Genomic DNA, 20,315 nt, shown 5'->3' with positions numbered 1-20,315 from the left:
CTTGCGGAATTGTTTCGCTTTAGGCCGCAGGCCACAGCTCGGTGATGCGGACGTTTGCCTGCCCGAGGAGGTTCCGCAGCGTGGAAATGGACAGCCCGACGACGGCGTGCGGGTCGCCGTCGACCTTCCGGATGAAGGCGCCGCCCAGGCCGTCGATCGTGAACGAGCCGGCACAGTTCAGCGGCTCGCCGGTGGCGATGTACGCGTCGATTTCCTCCGGTGCCATGTCCATGAAGTGGACTTCCGCGGAGGCGACCGCTCCGAGAGTGGCGCCCGATCCCGGCGCCGGTGCGCCGCCGTCGGGCGTTCCGTCCTCCACCTCCACGCCGGAGGCGTCGGATGGCTCGTTCCCGGCGGCGGTGGCACGGCAGTCCACCAGCCAGTGGCCGGTGTGCAGGACCCCGCTGTTCCCGCTCATCCGGAGCATGCGTTCGCGGGCGACGGCGGCGGTGTACGGTTTGCCGTGCGACTCGCCGTTGAACTCGAAGACGGAGTCGCAGCCGATCACCAGCGCGCCCTCCGCCTCGGGCAGCGCTGCCACCGCCTCCGCCTTGGCCCGGGCGAGCAGCAGCGCGGTATCGTGCGGATCCGTGACGCCGTAGCGGGCCTGGACTGCGTCCTCGTCCACATCGGACACCAGCACCGTATGCCGGATGCCGGCCTCGGCGAGGAGTTTGGTGCGGGCGGGGGACTGGGAGGCAAGGATCAGGCGGGTCACGGTTTAAGCCTAGTGGACGGGCTCGCTGACCTTGTCCGTGCCGGGCGCCAGGCGTTCGAGTTTGGCGCCCTCCACGTCCACGTCCGGCAGGATCCGGTCCAGCCACCTGGGCAGCCACCAGGTCTTTTCGCCGAGCAGGTACATCAGCGCCGGAACAATCGTCATGCGCACCACAAAGGCATCCAGCAGCACACCGAACGCCATGGCGAAGCCCAGCGGCCGGACCATGGTCAGGTGGCTGAAGATGAAGCCGGCAAAGACGCTGACCATGATGATTGCGGCGGCGGTGACCACGGTTGCTGCGTGGCTGAAGCCGATGCGCACGGCCTTCTTCGCCGGGGCGCCGTGCATATAGGACTCGCGCATGCCGGAGGCGATGAACACCTGGTAATCCATGGCCAGGCCGAAGAGTACGCCGATCAGGATGATGGGCAGGAAGCTCAGCACTGCGCCGGGGTTGGCGACGTCGAACACGCCGCCCAGCCAGCCCCACTGGTAGACCGCCACCACGAGGCCGAACGCGGCGGCCAGCGACAGGAGGAAGCCGCCCGTTGCCAGCAGGGGAACCACGATGGAGCGGAACACCAGCAGCAGGAGGATCAGGGAAAGTCCGACGACGATCGCCAGGTAGGGCGGCAGGGCGTCACCGAGTTTCGTGGAGACATCGATGTTGCCGGCGGTCTGGCCGGTCAGGCCGATGGTCACTCCTGTTTCGGACTGGATCTGCGAGCCGCGTTCGCGCAGTTCGCTGACCACCTGCACGGTGCCTGCCTTGGCGGGCCCCTCTTCGGGGATGACCTGGAACACGGCGGTCCGGCGGTCCTCGCTGAGCGCCACCGGAACGGCGGCCACTACGTTGTCCACACCACGGATCAGGTCCGCGACGTCGTACTGCAGTTCCTGGGCCTTCGCGGCGTCCAGTCCGGCGGGGAATTCACCCACCACCACAATCGGGCCGGTGACGCCTTCGCCGAAGCTGCGGGCAGTCAGGCTGTAGGCCTGGTACGCCTCGGAGTCGACGGGTTCGGAGCCGCCGTCGGGCAGTGCGAGCTGGAGCTGCGCGGCAGGGAGGGCCAAGGTGCCCAGCAGGAGTACTCCGGCGATCAGGGCCACCACCGGGTGGCGCGTCACCAGGCCGCCCCAGCCGCGGGTGCTTTTCTCCTCGTCCCGGGCCTCGTCCGCCACCTCATGGCCGGCTTCGGCGTTGTGGGCTTCGGCCTTTGCCCAGGCGCGTTTGGAGATGATGCGGCGTCCGATCAGGGACAGCATGGCCGGGGTCAGGGAAAGCGCCACCAGGACCGCCACCGCCACGGTCCCGGCCGCGGCCAGGCCCATCACGCTGAGGAACGGCAGCCCGGGGACCACCAGGGCAGCCAGGGCAATAATGACTGTCAGGCCGGCGAAGAGCACCGCGTTGCCGGACGTTCCCGTGGCGCGTGCCACCGACTCCTCCGCATCCATCCCCGCCAGCAGCTGGGTCCGGTGCCGGTTGACGATAAACAGGGAATAGTCGATGCCCACTGCCAGGCCGAGCATCAGCGCAAGCATGGGGGAGATGGAGCTCATGTCGAACAGGCCGGACAGGGCAAAGGTGATCCCCACCCCGACGCCCACACCGATGATCGCCATCAGCAGCGGCAAGCCGGCTGCAATGAGCGTGCCAAGCATCAGGATCAGGACCAGGGCGGCGATGCCCACGCCGATGATTTCCGCTGCGCCAAAGAGTTCCGAGATATCCTCGGTGATTTCCTTGCTGGCCAAGGCCGTGACCCCGGCAGCGGATGTTGCGTGGGCGATCTCCTGCACCTGGTCGCGGACGGCAGGGGTGAGCGCATTGATGGAGGTGTTGAACTGCACCTGTGCCACAGCCGCCTGGCCGTCCTCGGAGACGAAGCGGACGCCCTGGGATGCCTCCGCCTGGCGTTTGCCCAGCTCCAGTTTGGCCTTGGCGGCCTCGAGTTCCTGGGCGCCGGCGTCGAGCTGGGCCTGGCCTTGTGCCATCGCTGCCTTCTGCTGGGCCAGCTGGGCCTCGATCACGGCTGCCGGTGCTCCGGCTGCAGCGAGCTGCTGCTCCGCCGCGGCAAGCTGCGCCTTTCCGGCGTCGAGCTGGGCGCGGGAGGCGTCCAGCTGGGCCTGGCCGGCAGCGAGCTGCTGTTCACCCTCGGCGATGGCCGTCGAGGCCTGGTCCAGCTGCGCCTGGGTGGCGAAGGGGTCCACGGTGCCCTTGACGTCAGGCAGCTCCCGGAGCTCGTTCAAGGCATCCGTAACGGCCGCCCGGCTCCCGTCCGTGAACCCGCCTGCGGGTGCTTCAAAGACGATGGTGGCGGAACCGCCCGAAGCTGAGGGCAGTTCCTGCTTCAGCTTGTCCGCGATCCGCTGGGTCTCTGTGCCCGGGATCTGGAAGTTGTTGGACAGCGTGCCGTGGAAGGCGGCGGCGGATCCGCCGACTGCAACCAGCGCCGCGAGCCAGAGGGAAATGACCAGCCAGCGGTGGCGGTAGGAGAACTTGCCTAGCCGGTAGAGCAACAGGGCCATGTCAGAGCCGTTCTTTGAGGAGGGTAGGGGAGGTGGAGGTCGATGCCGCGGTTCGCGCAGCGGGGGTGCCGGTGGCTGCGCTGCTGAAGCCGGTGCCGAGGTGGCCCATGGCGTCAATCAGGAGCTGGCGGAGGGTGGATAGCGATGTGGGGGACAGATCGGCGCCGCAGCGGATAAACCACACATCCATCGCCGCCTTGCCGCAGGAGATGACTGACCCGGCAAAGGAGCGGAGGTAGAGCTCGTCCACTTCGGCGCCGGGCGCTGCAGCGAATCGTTCCCGCGCTGCGCCGATGATCTGTTCGGTGCAGTGGTCCCAGGCCTCAAGTTCCGAGCGGGACAGCAGGGCGTTCTCCTGCATCAGGGTGAAGAGTTCAGCGAGCGGAGCCACTGTCATGGGGTCCGCAAGCTGCATCAGGGCAGCGCGGGCGGATTCAAGGATGGGCTCGTTGGCGGGCCGCTGCCGGAACTGCTGGAGGACGCTGTCCAGGAACCCGTGCGTGACAGAGGCCAAGGCAGCCTCGGTGCTGCTGAAGTAGTTGAAGAAAGTGCGCCGCGAAATGCCGGCTGTCTCGGCGATGTCCTCCACTGTGAAATTTCCCGGGCCCTTTCCCCGCAGCAGCGTCAGGGCGGCGTTGGTGATCGCCTGGCGGGTGGCGGCCTTGTTGAGCTCACGGCGCGAGAGTATTTCGGACATGAAATTACACTACGTGCAAGTTTGCACGGCGCGCAACTTGATTCACAGGAAGATGAAAGGTTCCCGACAGCTCCGGCTGATCCTGCGGCCCAAGACTGGGAGTGTCCCGCATGGGGCAACATGACCAGCCGTCACCGGACGGCAGATCCAGGAGACACACATGGTACGCACAAAGAGAATTACGCTGGGCGTCACGGCCACAGCCCTGGCCCTGGGAGCCGGAATCGGGATCGCCGGGATGGCCTCGGCAACCACCACGCCCACGCCCACACCCAGTGCCAGCTCGAGCGCCCCGGCGGATGGCAGCACCGGCGCCGCTCCGGCCGACGGCAAGGGCGGGCGCGGCGGTCACGGCCACGGCGGCATCCGCGGCGTGGACGCTGCCGGACTCGCCACCAAGCTGGGCGTCGAGGAGGCCAAGGTCACTGACGCATTGAAGGCCGCCCGCGAGGCCAACAAGCCCGCCACAAAGCCGGCTGAGGGCGAAAAGCCGGATACTGCTGCCCGGGATGCGGCCCTCGCCAAGTCCCTGGCTGAAGCACTGGGCATCGAGGAGGCCAAGGTCACCACCGCCCTGGCGGAGCTCCGCAGCGAGGCGCAGGCCGAAAAGGCTGCTGCCCTGAAGACGAAGCTGGATAAGGCTGTCACGGACGGCAAACTGACCCAGGCTGAAGCGGATGCCGTCACCAAGGCTGTCGAAGCCGGGGTGATCGGGGGCGGCGGCCGCTAAGCAGGGAAATCAAAGAAAAGCAGTCCCCGGGATAAATCCCGGGGACTGCTTTTCGTCACAACGTGACGGATGTCAGGCTTTCGCTTCGGCCAGTTCCCGCCCGGCGTCGGGTGAACCGGTACCTCCGGCGGTGGTGGCGGTATCCCCGGCGGGGGTGTCGGCGTCGTCGTCCACAAACGGCGTGCCGTTGCGGGGCGCGTTATAAAGCGCCTCGTCCAGGATGCCCTGGCGTTTGGACACGATGGTGGGAACCAGCGCCTGGCCGGCCACGTTCACCGCGGTGCGGCCCATGTCCAGGATGGGGTCAATCGCCAGCAAGAGGCCGACGCCGGCCAGCGGGAGTCCCAGCGTGGAGAGCGTCAGGGTGAGCATCACCACGGCGCCGGTGGTGCCGGCCGTTGCTGCCGAGCCGAGGACGGAGACCAGGGCAATGAGCAGGTACTGGGTGAAGTCGAGCTGGACGCCGAAGAACTGGGCCACGAAGATGGCTGAGATGGCCGGGTAGATCGCTGCGCAGCCGTCCATCTTGGTGGTGGCACCGAGGGGCACGGCGAACGAGGCGTAGGCGCGGGGAACACCCAGGCTGCGTTCGGTGACCCGCTGGGTCAGCGGCAGGGTGCCCACCGACGAGCGGGAGACGAACGCCAGCTGCACGGCCGGCCACACGCCGGAGAAGTACTGCTTCACGGACAGGCCGTGGGTGCGGATCAGGACCGGGTAGACCACAAACAGCACCAGGGCGAGGCCCACGTAGATGGCGAAGGTGAACTTGCCCAGGGCCCCGATGGTGTCCCAGCCGTAGACGGCCACGGCGTTGCCGATCAGGCCGACGGTACCGATGGGGGCAATCCGGATGATCCACCACAGGACCTTCTGGATCACTGCGAGGGCGGAAGCATTGAGGTTCAGGAAAGGCTCGGCCGCCTTGCCCACCTTGAGCGCGGCCACGCCGACCGCGATGGCGATCACCAGGATCTGCAGCACGTTGAAGCTGACGGAGGTGCTGACAGTGGTGGCCGCGTTGGCGCTTTCGGTCACGGTGGAGCTGGCACCGAGCCCCAGGAAGTTCTTGGGGAACAGTCCGATCAGGAAGGACCACCAGTCGCCGGACTTGCCGGCGTACTTGGCTTCCTGGGTGATGCCGGTGTTGGCGCCGGGCTGCAGGAGCACACCAAGCCCGATGCCGATCAGTACGGCGATCAGCGAGGTGATGGCAAACCAGATCAGGGTATTCCAGGCCAGTTTGGCGGCGTTGGAGACCTGGCGCAGGTTCGAGATGGAGCTGACCACAGCCGTGAAGATCAGCGGCACCACGGCGGTCTGGAGCAGCGAAACATAGCTGGAGCCAATGGTCTGCAGTGTGGCGCCCAGGCCGTTGGGCTCCGTTTTGGTGCTGCCCGTGTACTTGGCCAACAAGCCGAGGCCCAGCCCCACAATGAGGGCGGCGATGATCTGGAAACCGAACGAGCCAGCCCACTTGGGCAGCTGGAAGCCGGTCTTTCCTGCGGATTCGGGGGTGCGGGTTTGAGTGCTCACCAGAACACGCTAGGTCGCGAATGCCTAGCACAGCGAGCGAACGTTGAGAAATATTACGCGGACATGTTGCTGGCGCGGCTCGAAGATCCCCGGAAAACTCTGGAAACCAGGGGTGATTGTTAAGTTATTCCCGGGGCGGGTGTGCTGTATCTCTCGCCTCCGGTGAAGCAAAAGGCCCGCCGGGGGTGCCTTCCGGCAGCTTGCGTCAGAGCGACGAAGGAGCAGCAAGCAGAGGAAGGCAGCCTCGCCGGGCCGAGGTGACCACGGGACCTGGGTCAGGAGAGCAGTGCCCGGCGGAGGGTGTCGAGCCCTACGGAGCCGATGTTGAGGGCGCGGGTGTGGAACTCCTTGAGGTCGAAGCCGGGCCGGGCTTCAAGTTCGGCGCGGATCTGTTCCCAGAGCCGCTGCCCCACTTTGTAAGACGGTGCCTGGCCCGGCCAGCCGAGGTACCGGGTGAACTCGAAGCTGAGCTGGCCCTCGCTGATGGGCAGGTTCTCCTTCAGGAAGGCGTGGCCCTTGTCCGGAGTCCAGGTGCCGGTGCCCCAGCGCTCGGGGACCGGCATTTCCAGGTGGACGCCGATGTCGAACACCACGCGGGCGGCCCGCATCCGTTGCATGTCCAGCATGCCCATATGGTCTCCCGGGTCGGTGAGGTACCCGAGTTCCTGCATCAGCTTCTCCGCGTACAGGGCCCAGCCTTCGCCGTGGCCCGAGGTCCAGCAGACGTTCCGCCGCCAGTTGTTGAGCAGTTCCCGCCGGTAGGTGGCCGTGGCTACCTGCAGGTGGTGGCCGGGAACTCCTTCATGGAACACGGTGGTGGTCTCGGCCCAGGTGGTGAAGGTATCCTCGCCGGCCGGGACGGACCACCACATCCGGCCGGGACGGCTGAAGTCGTCCGACGGGCCGGTGTAGTAGATGCCGCCCTCATCGGTGGGGGCGATCAGGCATTCGAGCTTTTTCATGACGTCGGGGATTTCGAAGTGCACTCCGGCGAGGTCTGCCACGGCCTTGTCCGAAAGTTCCTGCATCCAGGCCTTGAGTGCGTCGGTGCCCTTGAGCTGCCGTGCCGGATCATTGTTGAGGATGTCCTTGGCCTCGGCGATGCCGGCCCCGGGTTTGATGGTGTCCGCCACTTTTTCCTGCTCGGCGATGAGGCGGTCGAGTTCCTGGACGCCCCACGCGTAGGTCTCCTCGAGGTCGACGGCGGCGCCCAGGAAGGAGCGCGAGGCGAGGGCATAGCGCTCCCGGCCCACCGCGTCCTTCTGCGGGGCGGCGGGAAGCAGCTCAGTGCGGAGAAATTCTGCCAGCTCCGTGTAGGCACCGCGGGCGGCGTCAGCGCCGGCGTCGAGCTCTTCTTGGGCCTTCTCCGGCAGGGGACCGGAAGCGGTCCGCGCCCCGGCCGCGAGCTTCGCGAAGAAGCCGTCCCCGGCGGCGTACTTGGTGGCCTGTTCAATGACGGCTGAGACCTGGCGCGCCGCTGAAACCTTTCCCGCGTCCCTTGCCGTCCGGAGTGCGTCGATGTAGCCGCGGACGGCGCCGGGAACGTTCAGGGCGCGGCCGGCAATGTGCTCCCACTGCTCGGCCGTTTCGGTGGGCATCAGGTCAAAGATGGCCCGGATGTCCTGAGCGGGCGATGCGATGTTGTTGAGAGCGGCTTGATCCCACCCGGACTCGTGGATTTCCAGCTGGAGGCCCAGCCGCTCACGCATCGCGTCCAGGGTGACGGCGTCAACATCATCCTGTGGTTCGAGGCCTGACAGGGCAGCGAGCGCGTTCCGGGCCTCCGCGGCGAAGGCGGCGATGCCGGCGGGGGAGTGGTCCGGGTACTCGGTCTCGCGGCCCGGGATTCCCAGGATGGTGGCAAACGAAGGATCCAGCCGGATCAGTGTGTCCGTGTAGTCATCCGCCACTGCATCAATAGCGGTGTGGGGACGGGTGGCGGGGGCGGTTTCGGTAGTCACCCCAAGAGCCTAACCCCGGCTCCGCCTCCACGCGCCGGGACCCGGCGTGGGGGCAAGCCGAAGTTGCTGGCGGCGGACCCAGTGCCGGACTGTGGGCTTGCCCGCCTCAGCGGCTTCCGTGCCGCTTAAGGAAAGGACGACGGCGGTGAGCGCCGCGAGTTCCTCTGCGGACGGTTGCCCCTTCACTACTGAGAACAGGGGTTCCGCGGACTCTTCCGCCGGATTGTCCTGGCCGCTCACAACGGGATGTTTCCGTGTTTTTTGGTGGGCAGGGTGGCCCGTTTGTCACGCAATGCCCGCAGGCCCTTGATGATCTGGGGCCGGGTTTCGGATGGTGCGATAACGGCGTCAATGTAGCCAAGCTGGGCGGCCTGGTACGGGTTGAGCAGTTCTTCTTCATACTGCGTGATGACCTCGGCTCGCCGGGCCTCAACGTCTCCGCCGGCCTCGGCGACGGACGCCAGTTCGCGGCGGTAGAGGATATTGACCGCGCCCTGGGCGCCCATGACGCCGATCTGCGCTGTGGGCCAGGCCAGGTTGAGGTCCGCGCCGAGCTTTTTGGAGCCCATCACGATGTAGGCGCCGCCGTAGGCCTTGCGTGTGATGACTGTCAGCTTGGGGACGGTCGCCTCGGCGTAGGCGTACAGCAGTTTCGCGCCGCGGCGGATGATGCCCTGGAACTCCTGGTCCTTGCCGGGCAGGAAACCGGGAACATCCACCAGGGTAATGATGGGGATGTTGAACGCATCGCAGTGGCGGACAAAGCGGGCGGCTTTCTCCGACGCGGCGATGTCCAGCGTGCCGGCAAACTGAAGCGGCTGGTTGGCCACGATTCCCACCGTATGGCCTTCAACGCGGCCGTAGCCGATGATCACGTTCGGGGCGTACAGGGACTGCATCTCCAGGAAGTGCGCGTCGTCCACGATCTGGCTGATGACGGTGCGCATGTCGTACGGCTGGTTGGCCGAGTCCGGGACGAGCGCATCCAGGGCGAGGTCGTCGTCGTCGAGTTCCAGCTCCTGCTGGTGCTCCAGGACGGGGGCCTCGGCGAGGTTGTTGGAGGGCAGGAAGTCCAGCAGTTCGCGGACAAATTCGATGGCGTCGGCCTCATCGGAGGCCAGGTAGGTTGAGGTTCCCGTTGTGGCGTTGTGCTGCCGCGCCCCGCCCAGGGTTTCCATGTCCACGTCTTCGCCGGTGACGGTTTTGATGACGTCCGGTCCGGTGATGAACATGTGCGAGGTCTTATCCACCATCACCACGTAATCGGTGAGGGCCGGGGAGTAGGCCGCGCCACCGGCCGACGGGCCCATGATGAGCGAAATCTGCGGCACCACCCCCGAAGCGTGGACGTTGTTCCGGAAGATATCGGCAAACATCGCCAGCGAGGCCACGCCTTCCTGGATGCGGGCTCCGCCGCCGTCGAGGATGCCCACCACCGGGCAACCGTTGCGCAGGGCGAATTCCTGGACCTTGACGATTTTCTCGCCGTTCACCTGGCTCAGGGAGCCGCCGAACACTGAGAAGTCCTGGCTGTAAACCGCCACCGGCCGGCCGTCCACGGTGCCGTAGCCCGAGACGAGGCCGTCGCCGAGGAACTTCTTCTTTTCCATGCCAAAGGCGGTGGAGCGGTGCACGGCCAGGGCATCGAACTCTACAAAGGAGCCTTCGTCCAGCAGGAGCTCCACGCGCTCGCGGGCTGTGTTCTTGCCGCGGGCGTGCTGCTTTTCGATGGCTTCGGGGCCGGAGGGCTGTTCTGCACGGGCCTGGCGGTCGCGGAAATCGGCGATCTTTCCCGCTGTCGTTGTCAGATCGTGGCTCATTCAGTGTCTCCGGCTCTGTAGCAGATTGGTGCTGTCACAATGTGGTGCTTCTTGCGGTGGTACGGGCACGGCTGGCTGCGGGATTAAGTAGATTCCACACAAAAAACGGACCCTGCTCGCTAGTCTAATGAAGCCCTGGGCCAGGGCCGCTGTAGAAAACCTACAATTTTCGGCCTACTTCCGCCGCGCTCGTAGCATGTTACTCGCCAGTAACATATGTCGGCTACAGTTGGATCCATGACTTCGAGCAACGACGCACGGACCGCCGCGGCCCCCTACCAATCCACCGGTTCCCTGGAGGGCCGCACCATCCTGATGTCCGGCGGCAGCCGCGGCATCGGGCTGGCCATTGCCCTCCGGGCGGCCAGGGACGGTGCCAACATTGTCCTGCTGGCAAAGACCGGCCAGCCCCACACCAGGCTCGCCGGCACCGTCCACACTGCCGCCGCGGACATCGAAGCCGCCGGAGGCCAGGCCCTGCCGCTCGTGGGTGATGTCCGCAGCGATGAGGATGTCGCCAATGCCGTGGCAGCCGCCGTCGAACGCTTCGGCGGGATAGACATTGTGCTCAACAATGCGTCCGCGATCGATCTGTCCACCACGGATGACATCGACATGAAGCGCTACGACCTGATGCAGGACATCAACGTCCGGGGCACCTTCCTGATGTCCAAGCTGGCGTTGCCTGCCCTGCGTCAATCCGCCAACGGGCACATCCTTACGCTGTCCCCGCCGTTGAACCTTGACCCCAAGTGGGCGGGCAGGCACCTCGCCTACACCATGGCTAAGTACGGCATGAGCCTCACCACCCTGGGCCTGGCCGAGGAACTCAAGGCCGATCGCATCAACGTGAATTCGCTTTGGCCCTGCACGCTCATCGATACCGCTGCCATCCGGAACATGCCCGGTGGCCAGGCCATGGTCCAGGCCGCCCGCGGTCCGCAGATCATGGCCGATGCCGCCCATGCAATCCTGACCGGCAGCAACCTTGCCGCAGACGGTGCGCCCAGCGGCAACTTCTACACCGACGAACAGGTCCTCGCAGCGGCAGGAGTCACCGATTTCCGGCCCTACAGCCTCGGCGCCGCAGAGGACCACCTGGTTCCGGACATCTTCCTCTGAGCCGCTGTTCCGCCGCGTCACCGTTCAGACATGTTGGCCGGCCGGAAGGCAGCAGGGTAGCCGTGAGTCGATAGGATTCAACCATGGATGACTCACACGCCCAAGGCAATCCGTTGAACCGCGGAGCCCTGGCAGACCAGGATTTCCTGGCAGCCACCGGCATCGCCAAGGTGGTAGTGGTGGACTCCACCGGCTCCACCAACGCGGATCTCCTGCGGTCCGTGACGGTCGAGCCGGCGGAATGGCCTGACCTCTCGGTGCTGACGGCGGAATACCAGAGCGCAGCCCGCGGCCGCCTTGACCGCCGCTGGGAGTCGCCCCCGCTGAGCTCCCTGTCCGTTTCCCTGGTCCTGCGGCCGGCCAACGCCGACGGCAGGCCCCTGCCCACCCACACATACTCGTGGCTCTCACTGCTGGGGGCTCTGGCGCTCCGGGAAACATTGCTGGAGACCACGGGCATCCCGGCCGAGCTCAAATGGCCCAACGACATCCTGGTCCGTGGCCGGAAGATCGCCGGAATCCTCGCCCAGTTAGGGCCTATGGGTGATGGAGCTGTGCCCCCGGTCATCCTCGGTACCGGCCTGAACGTCACCCTGACTGAAAAAGAGCTGCCGGTGCCCACTGCCACGTCGGTTGCCTTGGAACAGCCGCTGACCACCGACCGGACCCTGCTCCTGAAGAGTTACCTCTCCCACTTCGCCGTGCTCTACCGCGGCTTCTGCAACGCCGACGGCGATCCCGCGGCCGGACTTGCGGGCGGACCGTCGCTGCACAAACGGGTTGAATCTGTAATGGTGACGCTGGGCAAGCAGGTAAAGGCGCAACTTCCCGGTGACCACGAAATCATCGGGCACGCCTCCAGGCTTGATGATTACGGCTCACTGCTCGTGGTGGACAAGGACTCCCGCGAGCATGTGGTGACCGCCGGCGACGTTGTTCACCTGCGCCCCTGGACCCCACCGGGCACTGAGCCTCCCGAGGGTGCGAACGGCGGTTATGCGTAAAGACCTCGTTCCGGGCGAGCAGGTCATTACGGCCACCCGCCCGCAGCCGAGGAAACTGGCAGGTCCCGTAGTAGCCTTTATCGCCGCGCCGGCCGCTGCGGCTTTTGCCAGTGCCTGGACAATGCGGGGGGAAACGGCCCGGCTGATTCCGGAGCTGAACGCCGACTGGACCCCTTGGATCGTTCTTGCCTGCATCCTTGCCGTGGTTTGGATATGGTTGGCCTACTGCCTGCCCCGGCTCCTCCGGTGGCAGGGGACACGCTACACGCTGACAAACCGCCGCATTGTTGCCCGCTATGGCCTGATGAGGCGCCGGGATGTGCAGGTGAATCTGGCCTCAATCCGCAATGTAACGGTCCACCAGACGGTGCTGCAGCGCATATTGCGCTCCGGGAATATATCCTTGGAATCCGGTCACCACGGCGTGGTGGTCATCCAGGATGTCCCGGAAGCAGCCCGGTTCCGGGACTTCGTGCTGGATGCCATGGACGAATTGCCTGAGACCGGGGATCAGGGGACTGACGGAAGATTCGACGACGCCGGCGTCATGGATTACCCGGACCAGGCGTTGCCGTGGGAGTTGAGAGAAGGTGGACACGATGAACGATGAGGACCAGCACCAGCTGCCGGATCCCGCCGCGCCCGGAAATGCCCACCCGGCCACCGGCACCCTGTCCGCGGAACGCTTGGCTGCCAAAGCACTTGAAACCAAACTCCTTGGCGGTGAGCGGAAACTGCGCCGCCGGGAAGTGGCAGCAGGGGCCGGACTGTCCCTCCTCTCGGCACGGAAGCTGTGGCGGGCGTTGGGCTTTCCGAACTTCGGGGACGAGGACGTCGCCTTCACCGAGCGGGACCAGGCCGCGCTCTCCACCGTGGTGGACCTGGTCCGCACCGGCGTACTCACCGAGGAAGCCGCCATTTCCGTGACCCGCGCCATCGGCCAGATGACAGACCGGATGGTGGTCTGGCAGATCGAGGCGCTGGTGGAGGACATGGTCCACGAGCAGGGGGTCACGGACGCCGTGGCCCGCAAGCGGTTGGTCAACGAACTGCCGATGCTGGTGGATGCACTCGAAGAGATGCTGGTCTACTCCTGGCGGCGCCAGCTTAACGCCGGAGTCCAGAGGCTGGGCGTTCGCGCGGAAGCCGGCCTGCAGGCCAGCGAAGAGGGCCGCGAGGGCGACGAAGACGACGCACCGCTGCCACTGGCGCGCGCCGTCGGCTTCGCTGACCTGGTTTCCTACACCAGCCTGTCCCGCCGGATGAACGAAAAGACCCTCGCCCGCCTGGTCCAGCGCTTTGAGAACAAATGCGCCGAGATCATTTCGGTGGGCGGTGGCCGGCTGGTCAAGACCGTTGGTGACGAAGTGCTCTACGTTGCCGAGACCCCGGCAGCGGGAGCCGAGATCTCCCTCGCCCTGGCCCAGGCGTTTACGGAGGACGAAATCCTTCCCGAGGCACGGGTGGCCATGGTCTGGGGCCGGATCCTGTCCCGGCTCGGCGATATCTACGGCCCCACGGTCAACCTCGCCGCGCGCCTCACCAGCCTGGCTGACCCGGGAACGGTACTGATCGACTCGATGACAGCCTCAGCCCTGGACCAGGACGAACGTTTCATCCTTCTCCCGCAGCCCTCCGAAAACGTCCGCGGCTTCGGCGAAATCCACCCCGTCCTGCTGAAGCGCGGCCAGGGCAAGGGCCTGATCCTGGACTAGCTTTGCCCGGGCATTACTCGGGCGTCACGAATTTATCCACTTGATGGGGATTCGGCTATAGTCGGGGTATCCGGCTGCTGTGTTGGGGAGTTGCGCCAGCACAGCCAGCTCACGGCTAATGAATCAATCGGTAGGCTGTTATCGGAAGCGCTGGCCTTGTCTCGGGCCGGCCGGGGGAACCTAAATTTTTGAAGGATATCTGACGCTGTGACATCACTGCTGGGGAAGCTTGGTCTCAAGAAGCGGCATAACAAACTCATTTCGGGTACGGCTTTTGCCGTAGCCGGTGTTGCCTTGGTTGCGGGCGCCATCATTTACCCGGGGTTCAAGACCACCGAGGTGGACCTGAACGACGGCGGTGTGTGGGTTGTCTCCAAGTCCAAGAACGCCGTGGGGCGGCTGAACTACCCCTCGCGTGTCCTTGATGGTGCGGTGACGCCTGCGAGCACCACCTTTGACATCCTGCAGGACGCCAGCAACGTCTTCGTCGATGACAACGCCGGGTCCACCTTGAACCAGGTTTCGCCCGCGAACATGCGCCTTGGCGGGGACAAAAAACTCCCGGGCTCGGCGGACGTGAACTTTGGCGCCGATGTCATCGCCGTCACGGACGCCGCCAACGGCAAGGTCTGGGCGCTCTCGCCCTCAACGCTCAGCGGATTCGACGAGGAGAACACGGAACCGGTCCTCACAGGATCGGCTGGAACCGTCTCGGCTGTTGGGGCGGATGACCGGATTTATTCGGCGGACCCGAAGTCCGGTGTTGTCACGGTGACCGGGGTTGATGTCAATGGTGTGGTGGTGTCAACGGATTCGATTACGTGGGGTGAGTTGAAGGGCGCGGGGGACCTGCAGATCACGGTGGTGGGGGATAAGCCTGTGGTGCTCGATGCTGCTGCGGGGAAGTTGTTCCTGCCGGGCGGGAAGCGTTTGCAGCTTGAGGGTGCGCGGGATGCGAAGTTGCAGCAGGGCGGGCCGGCCAGTGATTTTGTGGCGATTTCGACGCCTAAGGCGTTGTTGAAGCAGCCGTTGGATGGTTCGACGGCGAAGACGGTGGGCTTCGATGGAGAGGGTGTGCCGGCGGCGCCGGTGCAGTTGGCCGGTTGTGTGCATGCGGCGTGGTCCGGGGCGAACAAGTACGTGCGGGACTGCGTCAATGATGCTGATGACAAGAACGTGGATGTGCCCAAGGCGAGTGCGTCGCCGTCGTATGTTTTCCGGGTGAACCGGGACCTGGTGGTTCTCAATGACGTGAACTCCGGGAACGTGTGGCTGGTGAACCAGAACATGCAGCTCGTGAACAACTGGGACGACGTCATCCCGCCCCAGCAGACCTCCGACGACGCGGACAAGGACTCCGCCGACGAAGTCCAGCAGACGGTGCTCCCGGACCGCACCAAACCCAACAGCGCGCCGGCCGCCAACCCGGACACCTTCGGCGTGCGCGCAGGGAAGACCACCATCCTTCCCGTACTGGACAACGACACCGATCCCGACGGCGATATCCTCACCGTCCGCAGCGCTGACCCGCTCAAATCCGGGGTGCTCGCGCCCATCTACGGCGCCACCGGCTTCCAGGTCAGCGTCGGGGCGGACAAGTCAGGCTCGGAAACTTTCAAATACACGGTCGACGACGGACGCGGGCTTTCCGCCAGCGCCGACGTCACGCTGAACATCGTCCCGCCGGGAGAGAACTCCGCCCCGCGGCAAAAGCCCAACCGCAACACCACGCTGGTGGTCCAGGCCGGCAAGAACGTCGCCCAGAACATCCTCACGGACTGGATTGACCCCGACGGCGACGACCTGTTCGTTGTGGGTGCAGTCAGCAGCGATCCACGGGACCAGGTCAAGGTCCGTCCGGACGGGCTGCTCAGCTTCCAGGACGCCGGCACGGAAGCCGCGCGCAAAACCGTCACGGTCACCGTCTCGGACGGCCGGTCCTCCGCCGAGGGCAAGGTCACCGTTGACGTCCGCGCCCCCGGGGCCCTGCCGCCGATCGCCAACGCTGACCACCTCGTGGCCGTCGCCGGCGTGGACACCGTGATCGCCCCGCTGAAGAACGATTCGGACCCGCAGGGCGGTGCGCTCCGGCTCGCCCAGGTCGCCCCGGACGGCAACTCGACCGCCACCATGGGCGCGGACCAGCAGACCTTCACCTTCAACTCGGCCGCCGAGGGTGCGCACTACGTGACCTACCTCGTCACGAACGGTCCGGCCAGCGCCCAGCAGCTGGTCCGCGTGGACGTTGTCCCCGGCGGGGGCGACGGCGCCCCGGTGGCCGTCCGAGACACCGCACTGCTCCCCAGCGGCGGCAACGTCCTGGTGGATGTCCTCGGCAACGACTCCGATCCTTCCGGCGGCGTGCTGGTGGTGCAGTCCGTGACTGCGGCGGACGGGCTCCCGGTCAGCGTCTCCGTGCTGGACCATTCAGTTGTCAGGATCACGGACCTCCGTGCCGAAGGCCAGCTGAGCGTCAAGTACACCATTTCCAACGGCAAGTCCTCCGCGAGCGGGGAGATCGCCGTACTGGTGGTCCCCGCGCCCGCCAAACTCCAGGCACCGCAAGCCAAACCTGATGAGGGAACAGTGCGGACCGGGGACGTGGTCACCATTCCCGTACTGGAGAATGACACGGACCCCAACGGCGGCCAGCTGACCTTGGAACCGGTCCTGGCCCAGCAGCCGGACGCCGCTGACGGACGCACCTTCACCTCGGGCGGGGTGCTGCGCTTCATCGCCGGCGAGGTCCCGAAGACTGTCTACGCGATCTACAAAGTCACCAACGCGTCCGGTCAGTCGGACTCCCAGCAGGTTGCCATCCGCATCAGGGCCCGCGACGACGAGCGCAACACCCGCCCCGAACCCAGGAACCTCACCGCCCGCGTGGTGGCCGGCATGACCGTCCGAATCCCTGTCCCGCTGGACGGCGTGGACACCGACGGCGACTCCGTCCAGCTGACCGGCGTCGACAAAGCCCCTTCCATGGGCACAGCCGTGGTCAAGGACGGCTACCTCGAATTCACCGCCGCCGGCAACGCCGCCGGAACGGACACGTTCAGTTACCGGGTTCGGGACCGGATCGGCGCCGAAAACACCGGCACCGTGATCGTCGGAATCGCACCCCAGGAAGCCAACAACCAGAAGCCCATCGCCATCGATGATTCCGTGGACGTCCGGCCCGGCCGCAAGATCGCCGTCGACGCCCTGACCAATGACTCGGACCCCGACGGGGACCCTATCAGCCTGGTCAGCAACGGTTTCGAGGCCCGCCCGGAACTCGCCGTGGAGGCAGCCGACGGCGGCAAGGTACTCCTTACCGCGCCGGACACCGCAGGTAACGAGAGCGTGGCCTATAAGATCCAGGACGACAAAAAAGCCCAGGGCAGTGCCGTGATCCGTGTCCGCGTGAGCCCGGACGCCGCCCTCAAGCTGCCGCTGGCCAAGGACGACGTTGTTACGCAGGCCGAAACGCTCGGCAAGTCCGCCGTGGACGTCCCGGTCCTGAAAAACGATTCCGATCCCGATGGCGTCGCCGCCGAGCTGAAGATCAGCCTCCCGGACGGCAACCCGAACGCCCGCGACGGCGGCGACGGAAACGTTGTTGTGACCCTCGCCCCGAACGACCAGCTGGTCCCGTACACCGTCACCGACATCGACGGTCAAAGCGCGACCGCTGTCATCTGGGTCCCCGGCCAGGGCGAACAGCATCCCACCCTGGCCAGCTCCGAAGTGGTCGAAGTGATGGCAGGTAAAGAGATCATCCTGGACCTGAACGAATATGTTCGCGTCCGGGAAGGCCGCTCGCCGCGGATCACCCAGGTGGACAAGGTCCGCGTCCAGGGAGCCGACCCGCAGAACGTAGTGCCGGGCAACGGCAGCGGGGACCAGCTGCGTTACGCGGCGCTCGAGGACTACGTGGGGCCGGGTTCGGTCACCTTCGAGGTGACCGATGGTTCCGGTCCCGAGGATCCGCAGGGCCTCAAATCCACACTGAGCATCATCACCAAGGTCATCCCGGATCCCAACGCCAACAACCAGCCTTCCTTCAGCGGCACCTCCCTGGACGTGCCCAAGGCTGAGTCCGCCACCCTTGAACTGGGTAACCTGGCCAAGGACGTGGACCCCGGGGACCAGGAGAAACTCAGGTTTGAGCTGGACGGCACGCTCCCGGAAGGATTCAACGCCACCTTGGACGGCGCCACCCTGAAGGTCACCGCAGACTCCAGCAGGGGAGCGGGCTGGAAGGGCAGCATTCCGCTGAAGGTCACTGACGGCCGCTCCGAGCCTGCCAGAGCCACCGTCACCGCAACCGTGGTGGCCTCCAACCGGCCCATGCCGGTTGCGAACGAGGACGTGATCGAGAAGGCCAACGCCGGCAAGACCGAGTCCATCAACGTCCTGGCCAACGACTTCAACCCTTTCAGCGACACTCCGCTGCGGATCGTCGCCGCCACGGTGGAAACAGGATCCGCCGCCGGCCAGCCCGTAGTGGCCGGCGACTCCATTACGGTCACCCCGGCCGACGGCTTCAAGGGCGTGATGGTGATCCGCTACACGGTGATGGACAAGACCGACGACGTCTCCCGGCAGACCGACGGCCGCGTGCGCATCACGGTGCGGGATAAGCCGGACGCGCCGTCCGCCCCCACGGCGACGGATGTGCGCAGCCGCACGGCCGTGCTCAAGTGGACGCCGCCTTCGGATAACGGCGCCACCATCAGTAAGTACACAGTGAGCTCCAGCGGGTTCAGCCAGGACTGTGCAACCACCACCTGCACCCTCAACGGCCTGACCAACGATGTGAAGTACGTCTTCACGGTCACTGCCACCAACGAGGTGGGGGAGTCCGTCCCATCGCAGTCCTCCAACGAGATCAGGCCGGATGAGAAGCCTTCGCCGCCGGAGGCACCCACGGTCAAGGCCGGGGACAAGGACATGGTGATCAACTGGGCCGCGGCGAAGACCGAGGGCTCGGCAGTGAAAAACTACAACCTGGAGATCTCCCCGCCCCCGGCCAGCGGGATCGCCGTAAAGAACGGCGTGACCGGACTGACCTACACCTGGCCGGGCCTGACGAACGGCGTGCGGTACAAGGTCCGGGCCCAGGCCGTCAACGAACTGGGGCCCTCCGACTGGGGGCTGTACTCGGCTGAGGACAACCCTGCCGGAGTGCCGGCTGCCCCGGCAGCCCCGACAACATCGGTTGCGTCATCGGTGGGAACGTCCAACCAGCTGAAGGTCAACTGGACCGAGCCGAACACCAACGGCGATGCCATCAAGACCTACTACGTCACCATGAGCGGCGGCGGCGGGGCCGCGCAGACCCAGCAGGTTGCCGGTACCGTCCGGACCGCGAACTTCACGGCCAACAACTCAGAGGCCACGTACACCTTCACCGTCCAGGCCGAAAACAAAGCCGGGAAGGGTGCCGCCAGCGCGCCGTCCGCGCCGCGGCGTGCTACCGGCAAGCTCAGCCAGGTCTCCGGAGTCAGTGTGGCCGAGGCCAACACCGGGGGCGCCGGCGGTCAAGTGATCATCAACTTCAATGAACTTACGGCGGCCGAACGCAACGGGTCCGCGTATGGCGAGATCAGCTACACGTACTACGCCACCACCGGCCAGTCCGGGCCGGTCAGCCGGGGGGACACCAAGGGAGGCTTCGCAAACGGGGCCGCGACCACCATCACGGTCACCGCGCACTCCAGCGTGGCGCCGAGTTCCGATGCCAGCGCCGGAGCAACCGCGAATCCCTACGGCGCACCCGGGACGCCGTCGGCCTCCGGGCAGAACGGAGCGGAGAACCAGAAGAACCTCAGCTTCAGCTGGAACTCCCCATCAACGGCCACAAACGACGTCGCCTACACCCAGATCAAAATCGACAACGGGGGCTGGGAACGCGTTGCCGCCTCCGGAAGCCGGACCATCAACACCGGTGGTTTCAGCGAACCCCACCGGATCGAAGTCCAGACAGTCAACTCCCGCGGCACAGGTGGCCCGGTGGCGTCTGCCTCCGCACAGTCCGGACCCGAGAAGACTCGCTGGACCACGCGGCTCAACACCGGGATGTACCGCAGCTGCACGGACCTGCCCGGGCCCACGTCCTATGACCCGGGTCCTAATACCTGTGACGGCCAGAGCAACTTCGACCGGCCGTGGATGGGCAATACCGACGTCTTTGACATCATGTGCTGGAAGCCGCACGGCACCACGTACAGCGGGGACGGCCAGTGGTACTACATCATGCGGGGTTCGCCGAACGCCACCCGCTGGATCAATTCCACACACACCTTGATTGGCCCGCCCGGACAGAGCGGAGTGCCGGCATGCACGTTCCCGGTAGGAGCGACACCATAGCCGCCCGCGCCCGGAACGCGGGGCAGAACTGCCCATCGCCCGCCTGCAGAACAATCGGTAGGCTGTTATCGGAAGCGCTGGCCTTGTCTCGGGCCGGCCGGGGGAACCAACATCTTGAAGGAA

At 65.9% G+C, this 20,315-nt stretch carries 13 protein-coding genes; 6 read left to right on the top strand and 7 right to left on the bottom strand.

Going from position 1 to position 20,315, the window contains the following annotated elements; genetic code table 11:
- Positions 1-19: 19 nt before the first annotated feature.
- Genes ACP7AX_RS00120 through ACP7AX_RS00110 form a run of 3 tightly spaced genes read right to left on the bottom strand, consistent with a single transcriptional unit; the run spans position 20 to position 3,950 of the window.
- Positions 20-718, bottom strand: coding sequence for a Maf family protein (locus ACP7AX_RS00120; protein ID WP_426224929.1), 699 nt, complete (start codon positions 716-718; stop codon positions 20-22).
- A gap of 9 nt (positions 719-727) precedes the next feature.
- Positions 728-3,253, bottom strand: a complete 2,526-nt coding sequence (locus ACP7AX_RS00115) for an MMPL family transporter (protein ID WP_426224928.1) — start codon at positions 3,251-3,253, stop codon at positions 728-730.
- Between the two features lies 1 nt (position 3,254).
- Entirely contained in the window at positions 3,255-3,950 is a 696-nt protein-coding gene (locus ACP7AX_RS00110) for a TetR family transcriptional regulator (RefSeq protein ID WP_131682034.1), read from the bottom strand.
- Between the two features lie 160 nt (positions 3,951-4,110).
- Here ACP7AX_RS00110 and ACP7AX_RS00105 point away from each other — a divergent pair, with 160 nt between their 5' ends.
- On the top strand, positions 4,111-4,680 hold the full coding sequence (locus ACP7AX_RS00105; RefSeq protein WP_426224927.1) for a hypothetical protein: 570 nt from the start codon (positions 4,111-4,113) through the stop codon (positions 4,678-4,680).
- Positions 4,681-4,752: 72 nt separating this feature from the next.
- On the opposite strand, the gene ACP7AX_RS00100 is transcribed toward ACP7AX_RS00105, so the two are convergent.
- The 4 genes from ACP7AX_RS00100 to ACP7AX_RS00085 all read right to left on the bottom strand — a co-directional run bounded on the left by ACP7AX_RS00100 (position 4,753) and on the right by ACP7AX_RS00085 (position 9,997).
- Positions 4,753-6,216 carry a dicarboxylate/amino acid:cation symporter gene (locus tag ACP7AX_RS00100; RefSeq protein ID WP_426224926.1) on the bottom strand — a complete coding sequence of 488 codons (1,464 nt, stop codon included), beginning with the start codon at positions 6,214-6,216 and terminating at the stop codon, positions 4,753-4,755.
- A 275-nt stretch (positions 6,217-6,491) separates the two neighbouring features.
- Complete coding sequence (locus tag ACP7AX_RS00095) at positions 6,492-8,177, bottom strand: DUF885 domain-containing protein (protein ID WP_426224925.1); 1,686 nt, start codon at positions 8,175-8,177, stop codon at positions 6,492-6,494.
- A 9-nt stretch (positions 8,178-8,186) separates the two neighbouring features.
- Entirely contained in the window at positions 8,187-8,417 is a 231-nt protein-coding gene (locus tag ACP7AX_RS00090) for an acyl-CoA carboxylase subunit epsilon (protein WP_426224924.1), read from the bottom strand.
- Positions 8,414-9,997, bottom strand: a complete 1,584-nt coding sequence (locus ACP7AX_RS00085; RefSeq protein ID WP_426224923.1) for an acyl-CoA carboxylase subunit beta — start codon at positions 9,995-9,997, stop codon at positions 8,414-8,416. Before ACP7AX_RS00085 ends, ACP7AX_RS00090 begins: the two co-directional genes overlap by 4 nt.
- A gap of 237 nt (positions 9,998-10,234) precedes the next feature.
- Here ACP7AX_RS00085 and ACP7AX_RS00080 point away from each other — a divergent pair, with 237 nt between their 5' ends.
- From ACP7AX_RS00080 to ACP7AX_RS00060, 5 genes are all read left to right on the top strand, one after another.
- Positions 10,235-11,119: an SDR family oxidoreductase gene (locus tag ACP7AX_RS00080; protein WP_426224922.1), complete on the top strand. Its 885-nt coding sequence runs from the start codon at positions 10,235-10,237 to the stop codon at positions 11,117-11,119.
- Between the two features lie 83 nt (positions 11,120-11,202).
- Entirely contained in the window at positions 11,203-12,123 is a 921-nt protein-coding gene (locus ACP7AX_RS00075; RefSeq protein ID WP_426224921.1) for a biotin--[acetyl-CoA-carboxylase] ligase, read from the top strand.
- On the top strand, positions 12,116-12,733 hold the full coding sequence (locus ACP7AX_RS00070) for a PH domain-containing protein (RefSeq protein ID WP_426224920.1): 618 nt from the start codon (positions 12,116-12,118) through the stop codon (positions 12,731-12,733). The genes ACP7AX_RS00075 and ACP7AX_RS00070 overlap by 8 nt, the downstream gene beginning before the upstream one ends.
- A complete protein-coding gene (locus tag ACP7AX_RS00065) occupies positions 12,723-13,838 on the top strand; it encodes an adenylate/guanylate cyclase domain-containing protein (protein ID WP_131682026.1) in 1,116 nt (371 codons plus the stop codon). The genes ACP7AX_RS00070 and ACP7AX_RS00065 overlap by 11 nt, the downstream gene beginning before the upstream one ends.
- 207 nt (positions 13,839-14,045) lie before the next feature.
- Positions 14,046-20,192, top strand: a complete 6,147-nt coding sequence (locus tag ACP7AX_RS00060; protein ID WP_426224919.1) for an Ig-like domain-containing protein — start codon at positions 14,046-14,048, stop codon at positions 20,190-20,192.
- Positions 20,193-20,315: the final 123 nt, after the last annotated feature.

It is taken from the genome of Pseudarthrobacter sp. DSP2-3-2b1, assembly GCF_049895945.1.
Lineage (GTDB): Bacteria > Actinomycetota > Actinomycetes > Actinomycetales > Micrococcaceae > Arthrobacter.
Note: the sequence above shows the minus strand (reverse complement) of the source record. Positions and strands in the feature narration are given on the sequence as shown.